Source organism: Sphingomicrobium lutaoense, from assembly GCF_014195685.1.
GTDB classification, from domain to species: domain Bacteria; phylum Pseudomonadota; class Alphaproteobacteria; order Sphingomonadales; family Sphingomonadaceae; genus Sphingomicrobium; species Sphingomicrobium lutaoense.
Genome location: NZ_JACICF010000002.1, coordinates 37,225 through 54,761, shown reverse-complemented (window position 1 = coordinate 54,761; position 17,537 = coordinate 37,225). Strand labels below are relative to the sequence as shown.

General features: G+C 65.3%; 19 protein-coding genes. 8 read left to right on the top strand and 11 right to left on the bottom strand.

From position 1 onward, the window contains the following. Nucleotides 1-67 precede the first annotated feature (67 nt). A complete protein-coding gene (locus tag FHS50_RS08425) occupies nt 68-826 on the bottom strand; it encodes an SDR family NAD(P)-dependent oxidoreductase (protein WP_183934012.1) in 759 nt (252 codons plus the stop codon). Continuing rightward, nucleotides 823-1,275 carry a peptidylprolyl isomerase gene (locus FHS50_RS08420; RefSeq protein ID WP_183934011.1) on the bottom strand — a complete coding sequence of 151 codons (453 nt, stop codon included), beginning with the start codon at nt 1,273-1,275 and terminating at the stop codon, nt 823-825. The genes FHS50_RS08425 and FHS50_RS08420 overlap by 4 nt, the downstream gene beginning before the upstream one ends. Before the next feature lie 149 nt (nt 1,276-1,424). Between FHS50_RS08420 and mgtE the strand changes: the two genes are divergently transcribed. Next, on the top strand, nt 1,425-2,813 hold the full coding sequence (gene mgtE, locus FHS50_RS08415; protein WP_183934010.1) for a magnesium transporter: 1,389 nt from the start codon (nt 1,425-1,427) through the stop codon (nt 2,811-2,813). A 67-nt stretch (nt 2,814-2,880) separates the two neighbouring features. Next, nucleotides 2,881-3,270: a DUF1489 family protein gene (locus FHS50_RS08410; RefSeq protein WP_183934009.1), complete on the top strand. Its 390-nt coding sequence runs from the start codon at nt 2,881-2,883 to the stop codon at nt 3,268-3,270. Here the strand turns inward: FHS50_RS08410 and FHS50_RS08405 are convergent, their stop codons facing one another. The 4 genes from FHS50_RS08405 to dinB all read right to left on the bottom strand — a co-directional run bounded on the left by FHS50_RS08405 (nt 3,271) and on the right by dinB (nt 6,634). Continuing rightward, a complete protein-coding gene (locus FHS50_RS08405; RefSeq protein ID WP_183934008.1) occupies nt 3,271-3,966 on the bottom strand; it encodes a GIN domain-containing protein in 696 nt (231 codons plus the stop codon). Nucleotides 3,967-4,014: 48 nt separating this feature from the next. Then, nucleotides 4,015-4,722 (bottom strand): head GIN domain-containing protein, encoded by a 708-nt coding sequence (locus tag FHS50_RS08400; RefSeq protein ID WP_183934007.1) that lies wholly within the window; start codon nt 4,720-4,722, stop codon nt 4,015-4,017. A 127-nt stretch (nt 4,723-4,849) separates the two neighbouring features. Beyond that, the gene (locus FHS50_RS08395; RefSeq protein ID WP_183934006.1) at nt 4,850-5,383 is read right to left on the bottom strand and encodes a CarD family transcriptional regulator; all 534 of its coding nucleotides are present in this window, start codon (nt 5,381-5,383) and stop codon (nt 4,850-4,852) included. 165 nt (nt 5,384-5,548) lie between these two features. Continuing rightward, nucleotides 5,549-6,634, bottom strand: coding sequence for a DNA polymerase IV (gene dinB / locus FHS50_RS08390; protein ID WP_265569298.1), 1,086 nt, complete (start codon nt 6,632-6,634; stop codon nt 5,549-5,551). Nucleotides 6,635-6,716: 82 nt separating this feature from the next. On the opposite strand from dinB, the gene sucC reads away from it, so the two are divergent. Beyond that, entirely contained in the window at nt 6,717-7,916 is a 1,200-nt protein-coding gene (gene sucC, locus FHS50_RS08385; RefSeq protein ID WP_183934005.1) for an ADP-forming succinate--CoA ligase subunit beta, read from the top strand. Nucleotides 7,917-7,923: 7 nt separating this feature from the next. Here the strand turns inward: sucC and FHS50_RS08380 are convergent, their stop codons facing one another. Further along, nucleotides 7,924-8,553: an exopolysaccharide biosynthesis protein gene (locus FHS50_RS08380; protein WP_183934004.1), complete on the bottom strand. Its 630-nt coding sequence runs from the start codon at nt 8,551-8,553 to the stop codon at nt 7,924-7,926. Between the two features lie 118 nt (nt 8,554-8,671). Here FHS50_RS08380 and FHS50_RS08375 point away from each other — a divergent pair, with 118 nt between their 5' ends. Together FHS50_RS08375 and FHS50_RS08370 are read left to right on the top strand one after the other, a co-directional pair. Beyond that, nucleotides 8,672-9,418 (top strand): electron transfer flavoprotein subunit beta/FixA family protein, encoded by a 747-nt coding sequence (locus FHS50_RS08375; RefSeq protein WP_183934003.1) that lies wholly within the window; start codon nt 8,672-8,674, stop codon nt 9,416-9,418. Between the two features lies 1 nt (nt 9,419). Continuing rightward, on the top strand, nt 9,420-10,349 hold the full coding sequence (locus FHS50_RS08370; RefSeq protein WP_183934002.1) for an electron transfer flavoprotein subunit alpha/FixB family protein: 930 nt from the start codon (nt 9,420-9,422) through the stop codon (nt 10,347-10,349). A 73-nt stretch (nt 10,350-10,422) separates the two neighbouring features. On the opposite strand, the gene FHS50_RS08365 is transcribed toward FHS50_RS08370, so the two are convergent. Both FHS50_RS08365 and FHS50_RS08360 read right to left on the bottom strand, forming a co-directional pair. Next, nucleotides 10,423-11,199 (bottom strand): hypothetical protein, encoded by a 777-nt coding sequence (locus FHS50_RS08365; protein ID WP_183934001.1) that lies wholly within the window; start codon nt 11,197-11,199, stop codon nt 10,423-10,425. Between the two features lie 91 nt (nt 11,200-11,290). Next, the gene (locus tag FHS50_RS08360) at nt 11,291-12,628 is read right to left on the bottom strand and encodes a S8 family serine peptidase (protein WP_183934000.1); all 1,338 of its coding nucleotides are present in this window, start codon (nt 12,626-12,628) and stop codon (nt 11,291-11,293) included. Nucleotides 12,629-12,700: 72 nt separating this feature from the next. Between FHS50_RS08360 and FHS50_RS08355 the strand changes: the two genes are divergently transcribed. Both FHS50_RS08355 and FHS50_RS08350 read left to right on the top strand, forming a co-directional pair. Next, complete coding sequence (locus tag FHS50_RS08355) at nt 12,701-13,210, top strand: RNA polymerase sigma factor (RefSeq protein ID WP_183933999.1); 510 nt, start codon at nt 12,701-12,703, stop codon at nt 13,208-13,210. Then, complete coding sequence (locus tag FHS50_RS08350; protein WP_183933998.1) at nt 13,191-13,877, top strand: anti-sigma factor; 687 nt, start codon at nt 13,191-13,193, stop codon at nt 13,875-13,877. The genes FHS50_RS08355 and FHS50_RS08350 overlap by 20 nt, the downstream gene beginning before the upstream one ends. A 3-nt stretch (nt 13,878-13,880) precedes the next feature. On the opposite strand, the gene nhaA is transcribed toward FHS50_RS08350, so the two are convergent. Next, entirely contained in the window at nt 13,881-15,104 is a 1,224-nt protein-coding gene (gene nhaA, locus FHS50_RS08345; protein ID WP_183933997.1) for a Na+/H+ antiporter NhaA, read from the bottom strand. A gap of 168 nt (nt 15,105-15,272) precedes the next feature. On the opposite strand from nhaA, the gene FHS50_RS08340 reads away from it, so the two are divergent. Continuing rightward, on the top strand, nt 15,273-17,084 hold the full coding sequence (locus FHS50_RS08340) for a hypothetical protein (protein ID WP_183933996.1): 1,812 nt from the start codon (nt 15,273-15,275) through the stop codon (nt 17,082-17,084). Here the strand turns inward: FHS50_RS08340 and FHS50_RS08335 are convergent. Further along, nucleotides 17,081-17,533 carry an ion channel gene (locus FHS50_RS08335; RefSeq protein ID WP_183933995.1) on the bottom strand — a complete coding sequence of 151 codons (453 nt, stop codon included), beginning with the start codon at nt 17,531-17,533 and terminating at the stop codon, nt 17,081-17,083. The genes FHS50_RS08340 and FHS50_RS08335 overlap by 4 nt on opposite strands. Nucleotides 17,534-17,537: the final 4 nt, after the last annotated feature.

Here is a 17,537-nt window from a genome sequence, read left to right as displayed (position 1 = left end):
CCATCGCTGGCCTCGCCATTATTGCAGTGCAACACAAATTGTGCAAGTGCGAAATCGCACCGCAGCATCACTTTTTGATGATGCCCACGATCTTGCGGATCGCCGCACGGGGCAGGAAGCGGTTGGCCTGCGCGCTGAGCTTGTTGGTCATGCCCGGGACGACCACCGCGCGGTTGCGGTCGGCTCCCGCGATCCCCGCATCGACCACCGCGCCGGGCTCGGCCGCCAGCGTCTCGACCGCCTTGTTTCCGCCAAAGCCCGCCACATCGCCGAATTCGGTCGAGGTCGGCCCCGGGCAAAGCGCCGACACATGCACGCCATGGGGCTTCAATTCCTCGTGCAGCGCTTCGCTGAAGCTCAGCACATAGGCCTTGGTGGCAAAATAGACCGCCATGCCGGGCCCCGGCTGGAAGGAAGCGGTCGAAGCGACATTGATGATGGTCCCGCGCCCGCGCTCCTTCATCGGGCCGACCACGCCATGCGCCAGCTCGGTGAGCGCGCCGACATTGAGGTCGATCATTTCGCGCTGCCTGGCGCCGCTCAGCTGGTCGAACCGCCCCACGAGGCCGAACCCCGCATTGTTGACGAGCAGATCGACATGCTCGCCCGCCGCCGTCACGTCGGCCAGCAGCTTTTCGGCGGCACCCGCTTGCGACAGGTCGATGGCGACCGCGCGGGCATTGCCCAGCTCGCTCGCCAGCGCCTCGAGCCGGTCGAGCCGCCGAGCGGCAAGGACGAGCCGATGTCCGCGCGCCGCATAGCGACGCGCGAAATCCACGCCCAGCCCCGCCGAGGCGCCGGTAATCAACGTGACCGGAGCGGTCATTCGCCGATGGTCGCTTTCTCGATCTTGCCCGGGTTCGGCACGGGTTCGCCGGTGGGCAGCTTGTCGACATATTCCATGCCGCTCTCGACCTGGCCCCAGACGGTATATTGACCGTCGAGGAAACGCGCATCGTCGAAGCAGATGAAGAACTGGCTGTTGGCCGAGTTGGGATCGGGAGTCCGCGCCATCGAGCAGGTGCCACGAACGTGCGGGGCCTCGGTGAATTCGGCCTTGAGGTCGGGAAGGTCGCTGCCGCCGGTGCCGGTGCCGGTGGGATCGCCGCCCTGCGCCATGAAGCCCGGGATCACGCGGTGGAAAACCACCCCGTCGTAAAATCCGTCCTTCACCAGCGTGGTGATGCGCTCGACATGGCCGGGTGCAAGGTCGGGGCGCAGCTTGATGACGACATCGCCGCCGGTGGAAAGGGTCAGGGTCAATTTATCGGCCATGGAGGCTTCTCCTCGAGATTGGGTTGGGCGCCCATGTAGGCGGCATGGCGGCGCAAGGCTAGGCCCGCGATCATCGGCTGCGCCGCCAGCCATGTTGCGCTCGCCATCGGCAGCGCATAGGAGGAGCCTGTTCAGCCAGGGGGGATTGCATGACCGAACCAAGCACGCTTCCCCATGAAGAGGATGGCATCCACGACGAGGAGGATCGCCTCCTTCCCCAATATGTGCGCGACGTGCTCGAAGCGGTCGAGGAAGGCCGTGTCGAGGACGCGCTGCGGCTGGTCGAGCCGCTCCATCCCGCCGATGTCGCCGACCTCATCGAACTGGCGCGCGAGGAAGATCGCGTCGCGCTGATTACCGCGCTCGGCCCCGAGGTCGACGCCGACGTCTATGCCGAGATGAACGAGCATGTCCGCGAGCTCGTGATCGAGGAAATGGACCCGCAGGCCGCCGCCGAGCTGACCAGCGAGATGGATACCGACGATGCGGTCGCGGTGCTCGAGGATCTCGAGGAAGAGGACCAGCAGGCGATTCTCGCCGAGATGCAGCCCGATGATCGCGCCGCGGTCGAGGAAGCGCTGTCCTATCCCGAAGAGAGCGCGGGCCGCATCATGCAGCGCGATCTCATCGCGGTGCCCGAGCATTGGAATGTCGGGCAGGTGATCGACTATATGCGCTCGGACGCCGATCTGGCCGACGATTTCTGGGAAGTTTTCGTGGTCGGCCCCAACCATCACCCGGTAGGGACCTGCAAGCTCTCTACGTTGCTGCGCACCCCGCGCAACGTGCCGATCAACGCGATCATGCAGGAAGAGCAGACGCTCATCCCCGCGCAGATGGACCAGGAAGAGGTCGCGCTCAAATTCCAGAAATATGCGCTCATTTCCGCGGCTGTCGTCGATGCCGAGGGGCGGCTCGTCGGGATGGTGACGGTCGATGACATCGTCCACATCGTCCAGGAAGAAGCGGGCGAGGACGCCCTGCTCCTCTCGGGCGCGGGCGAAGGCGACATCAACGAGCCCGTGCGCGAAGCCTATCGCGACCGGGTGCGCTGGCTGATTGCGAATCTGGGCACCGCGCTCATCGCGACCTTCGTGATCTCGATGTTCGAAGGCACCATCGCGAGGCTCGCGATCCTCGCCGCGCTGATGCCGATCGTCGCCGCACTGGGAGGCAATGCGGGGACGCAGGCGCTCGCGGTCACGGTGCGCGCTATCGCCACCAACCAGCTTACCGGCGCCAACCGCTGGCGCGCGGTCAACCGCGAGTTCCGCGTGGCGATCCTCAACGGCGCAACCATCGCCATCCTTCTGGGCGCAGGGGTGACGCTGTTCCTCGACTTCACGCTCGGCTGGGTGATTGCAGCTGCGATCCTTTTCAACATCGTGGTCGCCGGACTGGCCGGGGTGCTCGTGCCGGTCACGCTCGACCGCTTCGGCGCCGACCCCGCGGTGGCTTCCTCGGTCTTCGTTACCACCGTCACCGACACGATGGGCTTCTTCGCCTTTCTCGGCCTCGCCAGCGTGGTCCTGCTCTAAGCCCTTGAAAAGCGCAGTCGATTCCGCCACTTGAAGGCAGGTGTCCGACGCTCTTCCTCCCGTTCACATGACCAAGGTGGCCTTTGGCTGCGCGACCCTGCCCGCGCTCGAAAAGCGCATTGCCGCGCGCTCGAATGGCGGGAAAGTGCGCATCGTCACCAAGCGGCGCCCGCGTCGCCATGAAGAGGTAGTGCGCGGCGGCTGCCTTCACTGGATCGTCAAGCATCGGCTGGTGGCCCGCTCGCCGATTCTCGGGTTCGAGCAGCGCAATGACGGGCGCTGGGACATCGTGCTTTCGGACCGGCTGGAAGCGATCGCGGCCACGCCCAAGCGCGCCCACCAGGGCTGGCGCTATCTTGAGGACAAGGATGCGCCGGGCACCGATGACGACGGTTCGGGCATCGCCGAACTGCCCCCGAGGCTCTACGGAAAGCTGGCGGCGCTGGCGCTGGTCTGACTAGCGGCGGCACCCCGAGATGCTGGCCGCGCCGCGCACCGTCATCGTGCAGGCGGGATTGCCGCTCACCACGATATCAGCGGCTCCCGCAACCGACAGGTCGAGGCTGTCATCGGCGCCGATCCGCACCAGCGCGGGTCCCTCGACCGCCATGCTCAATTCGTCGGCCATGAAATTGGCGGCATCGAGTGCCGATAGGCCCTGCACCTTGATGCTGGCTTGCTTGGCGCTGCCCGCGATCCGTGCGCTCCCCGCGCCCGCGACCAGCAGGGTAAACTCGTCCAGTTCGATCGCCCCAACCTGAAGCGATCCCGCGCCGCGAAGCGCAAGGCCCGCCTTCATTCCCTCAAGCCGGTCGATATCGAGACGACCCGATCCGCTAAGCGATGCACGCTCGATCCGGTGGGTTCCCACTTCGACCAGCAGCGGACCGCCATCGTCGCCGGGATAGGCGCCCCAGGCATCGCGGCGCAGGGAAATGGTGAGCGTCCGGCCGTTCATGCGGATATCGACCGCATTGGTCGCGGCGGCCTTGCCGCTGGCCCGCGCGAAGGGCGCGCTGTCGGTGGTCAGCTTGACATGGATCGCGCCATCGACGCGCAATTGGGTGAAGCTGGTGACGGTATAGTTGCGCTGCTGCGCCGATGCGGGAGCAGCCAGGGCACAAAGCGAAAGGAGAAGGGCGATGATCTTCATGGTCACAGATCATCGCCCGACATGGTTAATTTCTCGACAACAGCCGCATCAGTCGCAGTGAATGTCGCCCGACCCGCTCGACTTGCGCGTGCAGGTCGCGCCACCGGTCACGTCAATGTCGCCCGATCCGGTGACCCGCGCATCGACGCTTTCGGTGACATGGGCGCGAATATCGCCCGATCCGGTGACCGAAAGATTGGCGGTGCGTGCGACGAGGTCGCGGCTGTCGACATCGCCCGATCCCGTCACGCCGACGGTAAGTTCATCGCTCGACCCGGCGGCCTTGATGTCGCCCGACCCGGTGACCGACAGGCTGGTGCGCTGGGCGTTGAGCTGTGCGATTTCGAGATTGCCCGATCCCGACACCCGACCTTCGAAATTGTCGCTTTCGATTAGGTCGATGGCGATCTTGCCCGATCCGCCGAGCGTTGCTTTCTCGATCGCGGGAACCCCGATCGCGACTTTGACCTTGCCCGAGCGCCAATTCCAGTTTCCATCCTTCTGCCGGATGCGCAGTTCGCCATCTTCCTCGCTGATCTCGCTATTCTCGACCAGTTTCTCGGGGCCGCTGATGGTCAGGGAAGGGGCCTGGCCGGTGGTAACGGTCACTTCGTGCGGGCCGCCCACCGAAAGGCTGGTGAAGTCGCCGATGCTGCGCGATTCGCTTACGTCCGCGCCCGGATCGGCCAGCGGAACGTCGCCCCAGTTGCAGCCTGCAAGCAATGCCGCGGCGCCAACGATGCCAAGGATCTTCATTCGATGCTCTCCCATCTGTATTGCTGACTTAATACAGCGAAGCATCGATGGAAGCAAGAATGAAAAAGGGCGCGGGAGCCATCCGGCTCCCCGCGCCCTTCATCTTTGGCTGGAAGGAAAAGCCAGATCAGGCTTCTTCCTTCTCCGCGTTCCAGATCGCCGCGGCTTCGTTGAGGATCTTGAGGATCTTCTTCAATGCGGTCGGCTCGTCGGTCTTTTCCATCGCGGCCAGTTCGCGCGCGAGGCGTGAGGAAGCCGCTTCGAAGATCTGCCGTTCCGAATAGCTCTGCTCGGGCTGGTCGTCGGCGCGGAAGAGATCGCGGGTCACTTCGGCGATCAGGATGAGATCGCCCGAGTTGATCTTGGCTTCATATTCCTGCGCACGGCGCGACCACATGGTGCGCTTGACCTTGGGCTTGCCCTTGAGGGTCTCGAGCGCGTCCTTCATCGCCTTGTCCGAGGACAGCTTGCGCATGCCGGTCGATTCCGCCTTGTTGACGGGAACCCGCAGCGTCATCTTTTCCTTTTCGAAACGCAGGACATAAAGATCGAGCTTGGCACCGGCGATCTCGGTCGACTGGAGTTCGACAACCTTGCCGACACCATGTTTGGGGTACACGACATAATCGCCCACATCGAAGCTAAGCGCTTTACTCGCCATAAAAAATTGCCTTTCGTTAGTCGCCTGTCCCCGGCCCGCCTGCCGTTGTCGTCGCCCCCCAATAGCGATGGTCGGCACGGCCGAGCCAGTCCTCAGCTAAGTCGTTAAGAAAGCGCCGCCATGTGACCATGACGGCTATGCACATATTATATAACAGAAAATGACCTAGATTTCGAGTCCCAGTTGCAGGGGCCCGTCCTCTTCCTCCACGACTGGCGAATGCAACCCGAACCCGAGCAGGCGGACGGGCTTTGGCAGCGGCATCAGCTGGGCGAGAAGATCCTGCCCGATCCGCAGGAAATCCGCCTTTTTTCCGACCGCTCCCGCCATGCTGCGCGACCTGGTGATGATCGTGAAATCGGCGAACTTGACCTTGAGCGTCACCGTGCGGCCCCGGAAATCGGCTTTTTCGATCCGCTCCCAGCTTCGCTCGCCGATCCGCTGCAACTCCTCGGCCAGTCGCTCATGCGCGATCAGGTCCTCGCCGAACGTATCCTCGGTCGAGACCGACTTGCGCTGGCGGCTAGCGCGCACCGGCCGGTCATCGATCCCGCGCGCGATGCGATGGTACCAGCGCCCCGACGATCCGAACCGCGCTTCCAGTTCGGCAAGCGGCCAGGCCGCGAGATCGGCGCCCGTGTGGATGCCGAGCCGCTCCATCTTCTGCGCGGTCTTGGGCCCAACGCCGTGAAAGCGGCTCACCGGGAGCGCCGCGACGAAGGCCGGGCCTTTCGAGGGCGGGATGACGCAGGTGCCATCGGGCTTGTTCTGGTCCGAAGCGAGCTTGGCGATGAACTTGCAGTAGGAAACTCCCGCCGAGGCGGTGAGCCCCGTTTCGGCGCGGATGCGGGCGCGAATGTCCTCGGCGATGGCGCGCGCGCTGCCGAGGCCGTGGCGGTCCTCGCTGACGTCGAGATAGGCTTCATCGAGGCTCAAGGGTTCGATGAGATCGGTATGATGCGCGAAAATCGCCCGGATCTGCTGCGAGACCGCGCGATAGACCTCGAAACGCGGCTTCACGAAGACAAGGTCGGGGCAGCGCCGCCGCGCGGTGACCGAGGGCATGGCCGAACGCACCCCGAACTTGCGCGCTTCATAGCTTGCTGCGGCCACCACGCCGCGATGTCCGCCCCCCACCGCCACCGGTCGGCCGCGTAGCGACGGATCGTCGCGCTGTTCGACGCTGGCGAAGAAGGCATCCATGTCGATATGGATGATCTTGCGCTGGGGGTGGGCGGATTCGTCGGGCACTCTTATCCCTCTAGCGGCTTTTCCTCGCGCTCTCGATATGCTTTAGGGCGCGCAAAGTCAGACCAGCCAGCAGGATTCTCCCATGAACATCCATGAATATCAGGCCAAGGAATTGCTCGCGAAATTCGGCGCGCCCGTGCCCGCCGGCCATGCCGCGATGAGCGTCGAGGAAGCCGTCGAGGCCGCGAAGAAGCTCCCGGGGCCGCTGTGGGTGGTCAAGGCGCAGATCCATGCCGGCGGTCGTGGCAAGGGCAGCTTCAAGGAATTGCCCGAAGGGTCGAAGGGCGGCGTCCGCCTCGCCAAGTCGCTCGACGAAGTGCGCGCCCATGCCGAGGACATGCTCGGCAACACGCTGGTCACAGTCCAGACCGGCGAGGAAGGCAAGGAAGTCCAGCGCCTCTACGTCACCGATGGCGTCGACATTGCCAAGGAATTCTATCTCGCCATGCTCGTCGATCGGGCCACCGGTCGTCTCGCGATCGTCGCCTCGACCGAAGGCGGCATGGATATCGAGGAAGTGGCGCATGAAACGCCCGAGAAGATCCGCACCATCATCGTCGATCCCGCAACCGGCCTGATGCCGCACCATGGCCGCTCGGTCGCCGCCGCGCTCGGCCTTTCGGGTGCGCTCGCCAAGCAGGCCGCCAAGGTTACCGCCTCGCTCTACAAGGCCTTCATGGGCACCGATGCGAGCCAGATCGAGATCAACCCGCTCGCCGTCACCGAGGATGACGAACTGGTCGTCCTCGACGCCAAGGTCGGCTTCGACAGCAATGCGATGTTCCGCCATCCCGAGATCGCCGAACTGCGCGACCTCACCGAGGAAGACCCGATGGAAGTCGAGGCCTCCAAATATGACCTGGCCTACATCAAGCTCGACGGCGACATCGGCTGCATGGTCAACGGCGCGGGCCTCGCCATGGCGACGATGGACATCATCAAGCTCAATGGCGCCTTCCCCGCCAACTTCCTCGACGTCGGCGGCGGTGCCGACAAGGAAAAGGTCACCGCGGCCTTCAAGATCATTCTCTCGGATCCCGCGGTGAAGGGCATCCTCGTCAACATCTTCGGCGGTATCATGCGCTGCGACACCATCGCCGAGGGCATCGTCGCGGCGGCCAAGGAAGTCGATCTCGATGTTCCGCTGGTGGTGCGCCTCGAAGGCACCAATGTCGATAAGGGCAAGGAAATCCTCAACAATTCGGGGCTGCCGATTATCGCCGCCGACGATCTCGGCGATGCCGCCAAGAAAATCGTCGCGCAGGTGAAGGAAGCCGCCTGAAGCCCGATCAGCCGCCGAGCAATTGCACGGCGGCAATGATCACGGTGCCAAGCCCGACCGCGCCCGCGAACAGCATCAGCGCTCCGTCGCGCACGAGGAGAGCCAGGCCGAAGGCGCCGATTGCCGCCATCGGCCCGCTCGCCGCGAGCGGCAGGAATTCGAGCGGCGGCACCGTCAGGCAGAAGAAGAGGATGATGAGCGCGGCGATGCGCACCGCGCGCCCCTGCGTCAGATAAGTCATCCGACCATGAAAATGGCGGTCGAGCCACCGCGCGATGGGCCGCAGCCGCCGCGTCGCCGCCGCCAGTTTCTGCGAAGATATCGCGCGGTTTTCGACGACGTCCGGAATCCACAGATGATGCGCCCCGCGCAACATCTGCACGGCAAGGATCGCGACCAGGATCGCGAGCATGGTGGGCAGTCCCGGGATCGCACCCAGCGGGCTCAGATCGATCAGCGCGGGGATGATGAGCAAGGGGCCGTAGGTGCGCGTCCCCAGCCCGTCGACAATGTCGCCGACCGACACCGATCCATGTTCCTCGGCGATGCGCGACAGACAGTCGACGACGTCCGCCACGCTGTGCGGATCGCAGCAGATGCCATCGCCCTGGTGCATACCCATGAGGCCCCAACCCATGGATGCGCCTGATTGTTGCGAATCCGGTCCGATGCGCCGCTACGGAACTTTGACCATTTGACGCGCGCTTCTCTCCCGACCATATGCGCTGGCAAAACAATCCTCCCAGGAGAGACGCATGAAACTGCTCGTCGCCGTGAAACGGGTGATCGATTATAATGTGAAACCGCGCGTCAAGATGGACGGCAGCGGTGTCGATCTCCAGAATGTGAAGATGTCGATGAACCCCTTCGACGAGATCGCCGTCGAGGAAGCCGTCCGGCTCAAGGAAAAGGGCGTCGCGACCGAAGTCGTCGCGGTCTCGATCGGCCCGGCCAAGGCGCAGGAAACGCTGCGTACCGCGATCGCGATCGGCGCCGACCGCGCCATCCACATCCAGACCGACGAAACGGTCGAACCGCTCGGCGTCGCCAAGCTGCTTGCGAAGGTCGCCGAGGAAGAACAGCCCGATCTCTTCATCCTGGGCAAGCAGGCGATCGACGACGATTCGAACCAGACCGGCCAGATGCTCGCCGCCTTGCTCGACTGGCCCCAGGGCACCTTCGCATCGAAGGTCGAAGTGGATGGCGACAGGGTCGGCGTGACCCGTGAAGTCGATGGCGGCCTCGAAACGGTAAAACTCGCTACCCCCGCGGTGATCACCACCGATCTTCGCCTCAACGAGCCGCGCTATCCGAGCCTTCCCAACATCATGAAGGCCAAGTCCAAGCCGCTCGCGACCAAGACCCCCGAGGATTATGGCGTGGACATCGCGCCGCGTCTCGAGACGCTCGAAGTGACCGAGCCGCCCAAGCGCGAAGCCGGGATCAAGGTGGATTCGGTCGACGACCTCGTCGCCAAGCTCAAAGACATGGGAGTTGCCTGACATGAAAACGCTCGTTCTCGTCGAACATGACGGCAGCGCCATCAAGGATGCCACCCTTTCGACCGTGACCGCCGCCAAGGCATTGGGCGAAATCCATCTGCTCGTCGCGGGCTCCAATGTGGGCGACATCGCCAAGGCCGCCGCCGCGATCGATGGCGTGGGCAAGGTGCATGTCGCCGACGCCGCGCATCTCGAACATCAGCTGGCCGAGGATGTCGCGCCGATCATCATCGACCAGATGGGTCATCATGACGCTTTCCTCGCGCCCGCCACTACCACGGGCAAGAATGTCGCGCCGCGCGTCGCCGCCAAGCTCGACGTGATGCAGATTTCCGACATCATCTCGGTCGAAGGCGAAGATACCTTCACTCGGCCCATCTATGCCGGCAATGCCATCGCCAGGGTGAAGTCGAGCGATGCCAAGAAGGTGATCACCGTTCGCGGCACCGCCTTCGACAAGGCGTCGGCGCAAGGCGGCAGCGCCGAGGTGGAAACGATCGACGCGGGCTCGTCCGGCGGCAAGTCGAGCTTCGTCGGAGCCGAACTGTCCGAAGGAGACCGTCCCGAGCTGACCAGCGCGGGCGTGATCGTTTCGGGTGGCCGTGCCTTCGGTTCGGAAGAAGATTTCCACAAGCTGCTCGACCCGCTCGCCGACAAGCTCAATGCCGCGGTGGGCGCCAGCCGCGCGGCGGTCGATGCGGGCTATGCCCCCAACGACTATCAGGTCGGCCAGACCGGCAAGATCGTTGCTCCCGAAGTCTATATCGCGATCGGCATCTCGGGCGCGATCCAGCATCTTGCCGGGATGAAAGACAGCAAGACGATCATCGCGATCAACAAGGACGAGGAAGCGCCCATTTTCCAGGTCGCCGACATCGGCCTCGTCGCGGACCTCTTCAAGGCGGTGCCCGAACTGACCGAAAAACTCTAGGCCCCCCGAGCCTTCACAAACAAAAGGGCCCGCCGATCGGCGGGCCCTTCCTTTTTTTGCGGCAAGGAAAGTTTTAGCGGCGTTCTTCGTCCGCTTCGGCGCGGGCATGGGCCGAACCATGGCCCGAACCCTGCGCGCCGAGGCTACCCGACACCGGAAGGCTCGCACCATTGGCCTGCGATGCGAGCGAACCCGCGCCGCTGGCCGCGCCCTGCGCGCGTCCGCTTGCCGACTGGCGGGCGGTTGCGGCAACGGCGCCGGTTTCGCGGCGCGCGGCGATCAGGGCGTTGCCAGCAGCATCGGCGCCGCCTTCGGCGCGCCCGCGCGCTTCACCCTGTGCGGCAGCGGCTGAACCCGCTGCGCCCGACAGCGCCGAACCGGCGGCGCTGCCGAGGGCATCGCTGCCCATCGTGCTGACGCTGACGCCGGCATTCTTGCTGGTCGAGGCACGGCCCGAGGCCTGCCCGCTGCCATTCATGCCCGCAACCGACGTGGCGCCACCGGCGATCGCATCGACCGTGCCGGCAAGACCGGCATTGCCCGAAGCCGAACCGCCGCGTGCATCGACACGGCCGTCGGCCGAACCCGAGGCATTGCCCGACACCGCGCCCGAGACGCTGCTGGTCACGGCATCGGCCGCCGACAGGGCGCCGCGGCTGTCGATCCCGCCGACAAGCCCGCCCTGGCCCGAAAGGGTGCCGCGGGTCACGCCGCCTACGGTGCCGTTCACGGCGCCGCCGACGGTATTGTTGATGGTTCCGCCGAGATTGCCGACCAGCTGCGCCGAAGCGGGGGTCGCGGCGAGGGTGGCGGTGCTGGCCATGACCAGTGCGATGAGGTGCGTCTTCATGTCATTCTCCTTGTTGGCGGGGGCCATAACCGCCCCCTTCACAACCCGAAAACGACAGCCGGCGGACGCTTCATCCCGCCATCCATGAAAATTATTTCGCTCCGACCTTTCGCGGGTCGATCCGGCAAGTGACGCAGACAATTCCCTTGCCCACGCGGCCCTTGCCCTTGACCGCTTCCTTCTCGAGCGCGGCGGGCGATCCCGCGCGCAGGAGACGCGCGCTGGCGAGCGGCGCGGCAAAGCTGGTGCCACGCACGGTGCCATAGCCCTTGCCCATCAGCGCGGCCGCCATATCGGCGCCGGGCGCGGCAAAGGCGAGATTGGGGCTGCGCCCCGCTTCGCGCAGGGCGCGTCCCTTGGCATCGACCCCGGTGATGGCGAGCACGCCTTGATAGCTCGCGGGATAGGGAGCAGGCGCGGCGGGGCCGTTATTGCCTACCGCAGCAACGATATGCGCTCCCTTGGCGCGGGCGCGTCGCACCGCGCGCTCGATCAGCGCATTGGGCGGCCCGACGAGCGAGATGTTCACCACATGCGCGCCTTGGGAGACCGCCCAGCCGATTGCGCTGGCGATCGCGGTGGCCGATCCGGCGGCAGGATTGCCGCCATAGACATCGCCGACCAGCAGGTTCGCGCCGCGCGCCGCGCCATGGAAAGCGCCCTGGTGGCCGACCAGCAGCGAAGCGACCGCGGTGCCATGCCCGGTCGCCACGGCCTTGCCCGAAAAGGCACGCTGGCGGACCGACGCGCCCGACAGCGAGGGATGCGCTGCGACGCCGCCATCGATGATCGCGACGGTCGATCCACCGCGTCCCGAAGCGCCTCCCTGAAGCACGGTCGCCGCCGAACTGGCCAGTGCGCCCCCGGCGGGTTCGAAGACATGGTTGTAATCGACTGTCAGGCCCGGCGCGATTTTGCGCAGCCGCTTGATCGCCGAGCGGACGTTGCCCGCCTTGTCGGGCACCGAAACGCGCACGATGCGGATGCCGAGGCCTTCGAGCTCTCGATCCTCGATCGGCGTGAAGCCGGCGGCAGTGGCGGCAGCAAGGCCCGCCGCATCGGGATCGACCAGCAGCAGTTCGCCGCGTCGCACGGGATGATCGTCGCGATCCTCCTCCAGTTCGTCGCGATGCTCGCGAACCAGCCGGTCGAGACGTTCGCGGCGCAGCTTCTTGAGCGTGTCGCCTGACAGTTCGCCCGAAAGCCCGCTCGATCCCAGCCGGTCGAGTGAAGGCGTGACCAGTTCTTGCGCGGCCTCTTCCTGTCCGAGCAATTGATCGACCACCGGCACTCCGCGCGTCGGCAAGGGCGGCAACACGCCCTTCACCGGGCCGGTCACCGAACCCAGGTCGGGTATCAGCTGTGCCGACGAAGGAAGCGTCAGCGCGGCGCAAAGCGATGCGAAGAGAAAAAGGCGGCGTCTGGACATGATGGTTTCCCTATTTATGCATATTCAGGGATGAAACGACAGCCGCCTGACGTTTCATCCCCATGAAGGACGATGAATCTGTTGCACGCCGATTTCGAAGCCGCACTCACCGAGGTTTACCCGAGGTTGCGCCGATTCGCCTACGGGCTGACGTCGCAGGCCGCCGATGCCGACGATTTGGTGCAGCGCGCCTGCGAAAGGGCGATGCGCAAGAGCGACCGGTTCGAGCCGGGCACGCGCTTCGACAGCTGGATGTTCCGGCTGACGCGCAACCTGTGGATCGACACGGTGCGGGCTTCCTCGCGCCGAGCGAGCCGCGAGATCGATGCCGAGGCTGGAAAGTCGGTGGGCTACGATCCGCGTCCCGCGACCGAAGCCGCGATCGATCTTTCGACCGCGCTAGAGGCGATGGGCCACCTGCCCGAGGAACAACGCGAAGTGGTGGCGCTCATCCTCATCGACGGGATGGGCTACCGCGAAACCGCCGAACTGCTCGACCTGCCGATCGGCACGGTGTCGAGCCGCCTCGTGCGCGGGCGCAAGGCGCTCATGGAATTGCTGGGTGAGAAAGACGATGACTGAGGAAGAGGAATTTTTCGCCTGGCTTGATGGCGAATTGGACGGCGAGACCGCCCGGAGGGTGGCCGCAAGGGTTGCCGCCGATCCCGAATTGCAGGCGCTCGCGGCCGATCATCGCGCGTTGGGCGCCAATCTGCGCACCGCCTTCGCTCCGCTGATGGAAGCCACACCGCCACCCCTTCGGAAGAAGCCGCCCGTCGCCGCCAATGACAATCGCGGCTGGCTGCGCGGCGGCGCGGTTGCCGCGAGCCTCGCGCTGGCGGTGCTTCTCGGCCTGCAGTTGGGGCAGGGCGGCGAGGGGGCGATCGCGGTCGAACAGGATGGCCGCATGATCGCTGCAGCCTCGCTTGACGAAGCGCTCGACACGAAGCTGGCGTCCCTTCCCGACGGCGATGTGCGCATCGGCCTGACTTTCCACGACCGCGACGGCCGCACCTGCCGCAGCTTCGAGGCTCCGGCCGCCAGCGGGGTTGCCTGCCACGAGGGAGGCGACTGGGCGCTCGAAGGCATGTTCGCGAGGGAAGGCGAAGATAGCGGCGACTATCGCATGGCCTCGGGTCCCGATCCGCGTCTCGGCGCACTCGTCGATGGCCTCATCGAAGGCGAAGCTTTCGATGCGGACGCCGAACGGGCAGCGCGCGACAATGGCTGGCAGGCCCGGGCGCGCTAACGCCTATTCGCGCAGACTGGTCTCGTCGTCGGCGCCGAAAATCTCGCCCGCCTGCTCGATCTGCCCCTCGCTCGACGGACGGGCGTGGGAGAACCGCAGAATGGCAAAGCCGAGAAGCGCCGAGATGAGCGAACCCATCAGCGTGCCGATCTTGGCGGCATCGACCGCTTCGGGATTGCCCGGGAAAGCCAGCGCGCCGATGAACAGGCTCATCGTGAAGCCGATGCCACACAACGTCGCCGCGCCCCAGATCTGCATCCAGCGTGTGCCGCGCGGCCGCATCGCAAGGCGCGTCTTGCAGGCGATATAGACCGTGCCGAACACGCCGATCTGCTTGCCCACGAACAGGCCCAGCATGATCGCCAGCGGAAGCGGCTGGAACAGGGCGCCCATATTGTCGGGCAGTTCGACCCCCGCGGCGGCAAAGCCGAACACGGGCACGATGCCGAACATCACCCAGGGATGGATGCGATGCTCGAGCGTCTTCAGCGGGCTGCGCTCCTCGCCCTTACCGAGCGGAATGGTGAGCGCTGCCAGCACCCCGGCGATGGTCGCATGGACCCCCGAGGCGAGCACGCAATACCAGAGAAGGAAGAAACCGATCATGTACCAGCGCAGCTTGCGCACGCCATAGAGCGCCATGGTGGACATGATCGCGACCATCCCCGCTGCCCCGGCGAGAGCGAGCGTATTGAGATCGGCGGTATAGACGAGCGCGATGATCGCCACCGCGCCGATGTCATCGACGATCGCGATGGTGACGAGCAATAGCTTGATCGAGGCGGGCGCATGTCGTCCGAGGATCGCAAGCACGCCGATCGCGAAGGCGATGTCGGTCGCCGCCGGGATCGCCCAGCCCGACTGGAGCGAGGGATCGAAGCCGATCACGGTGAGATAGACGAGCGCGGGAACGATCATCCCGCCCAGCGCGGCGATGATCGGCAGGCGCCGGTCCTCGGGCGTGGCCAGCCGCCCTTCGAACCATTCGCGCTTCACTTCGAGCCCGACGAGCAGGAAGAAGATCGCCATCAGCCCGTCGACGATCCAATATTCGACGCTGAACGTCCCGAAACGCGGCCAGGTCGGGCCGAATTTGAATTCGAGGATCGCGTGATAGATATGGGCAAGGCCCGTATTGGCGAAGATCAGCGCAAGCGCGGCGGCCCCGATCAGGACCAGGCCGGCGAGCTTTTCCTCGGATTGGATCTGTTGCGGCGTATTGGGCATGGCCAGCCTGATAGACAGAAGCCATGCCCCGCGTCGATGGGAAACGACGCTTTTTTTGGCACTTTGCCGCCCGCTCGCCCGCATTGGCCGCTTTTCCCCAAAGGCGCCCGGCTTGCGCTTGGCGGCCATTTGTGCGCTCATGCACGGCGCAAGGGGGAGTTTTGCGTCATGAGCGTGGACCCGAGGGCCGATCCTTTCCAACCCCGGCTGGTGCTTCGTTTCGGCATCACGGGCCATCGCCCGCCGCGCCTCGACCCCGACCAGCATGAAGCGATCAAGGCGGCGTGCCGCGAAATCTTCAGGCATAGCGCGCAGGCGCTCGAACAATTGCACGCTCGCCATGGCGACCTTCTGTCCCCGCAGCCGCCGCGCATCAAACTCGTGACCTCGGTCGCCGAAGGGGCCGACGTGCTCGCCGCCGAGGCCGCGCTCGAAGCGGGCGCACGGCTGGCGGTCTGCCTTCCTTTTCCCGAACCGATCTACGCGCGCGATTTCACCGACGATAAATGGGCGCGCTCGAAGAAGCTGGTCGACCAGGCCGATACGGTGATGTCGCTGTCCGAATATGAGGGCGGCGACGAAGCCGGCTACGAGATGGCCGGGCGGCTGATGCTCTCGCAATGCGACATCCTCATTGCGGTCTGGGACGGCGAGGCGGCGCGCGGGCGGGGCGGCACCACCCAGGTGATTGCCGAGGCCGTCGCGATGCACATGCCGGTGATCCATGTCGATGCCGGAGGAAAGGCACCCCCCGAACTGTTGTGGAGCGGCCTCCATGAAGCCGTGCCCGACCGTCCCTCGCTCGACGGCATCAATCGTGCCGATGCCCGGACGGTGCTCGCCGCACTGGTCAATGCCCTGTGCGCGCCGCCCGCCAGGCCCGAACGCGATGCGCTGGTACAATTCACCAGCCCCGCCCGGCGCAAGGCGCGGCGCAATCTCGGCTGGCCGCTGCTGATGGCCCTGTCGGGCGCAAAGTCATGGCGAAAGTTGCAATTCCGCGCGGCCGGGGAAGAAGAAAGTGCCGAATGGCTCCGCCGCCATACGGGTCCGTTCGATGACCATGGCCGCTTCGGAAAAAGGCTCAACGGCCCGCTGCTCGCACGCTTCGGGCGAGCCGATGCGCGTGCCAATCAGTTCGCGCTCCGCTTCCGGTCAAGCTTCGTGACCAATTACGCGCTGGCAGGGCTCGCGGTCTTTCTCGCGCTGGCGGGCCTGCTGTTTCCCGATGCCAAGAAGGCGCTCATCGCCACCGAGCTTTTCGTCATTCTCCTCATCATCGCCAACACTCATGGCGCGCGCCGCAACAATCTCCACCAATGCTGGCTCGACCGGCGCCACCTGGCCGAACGGCTGCGGCTTCTCGCGCTCACCGCCACGCTGGGCCGCCTGTCACTGCGCGACGTCGAGGATGGCACCACCCATCCGGGCTGGGTCAGCTGGTATGCGCGGGCCAGCGCACGCGAGCTGGGACTGCCCGCCGCGCTGGTCGACAAGGCCTATCTCGAAAAGGTGCGCGCTTCGCTCATCGGCCTGATCAACGAGCAGATCGACTATCACCGTGCCAATGCCCGCGCGATGCACCGTGCCGACCATCGCCTGCACCATGCGGGCGACCTACTTTTCATCGGGACGATCCTCGCCTGCGTCGCCTATCTCGCCGTCGCCATCGGCACCGGCAGCGTGGGCAAGCTGTTCGGTGTCGGAATGACCCAGTTGGTAACCTTCGTCACCGCGCTCTTCCCGGCGCTCGCGGCGGCGCTTTACGGGATCCGCATGCAAGGCGATTTCGCCTCGACCGGCGAGCGCTCGTCGGTGATCGCGCAGCGCCTGCTCCAGCTCAAGATCGCCATCGAGGCCGATCCCCTGCGGATCGAGCGGCTCGCCGAACGCTCGCGGCGGCTGGGCGAGATCATGCTCGCGGAGGTGCAGCAATGGCGCCTCCATTACGAGACGCGGCCGCTCAGCCTTCCGGGCTAGCGGCGTTTGCGGGCATGGGGATTCTGATTCTGCAGATGCCAGAATTTTTCCATGTAGAGATAGGTCATCGAGGCGGTCCAGCCGACCATTATGAGACCATTGAGCGCCTCCAGTCCCGAGATCATCCGAAGACCTCCGGTGGGAATGAGATCGCCGATCCCGAGCGTGGTGTAGGAAGAAATGGAGAAATAGAAGGCATCGCCGAGGCTGTGCTTCACGCCCCCGTCGATCGAGCCGAATCCGCCCATCCGCTCCATGCCGAGAAAGGCCAGCGCGTAGATGAACACCTGCGTCAGGTGCGATAGCGTCGCGGCGACCAGCACGACGATGATCCGCGCGCGCGGCGGGATATGCAGATGCGTGAGCCGCGCCGAGGTGAAGCGCAGCGTTTCGTAATGGATGATGATCGTCAGCGAAGCGAGCAGGATGCCGATGAGCAAGGTAGCCATCCCG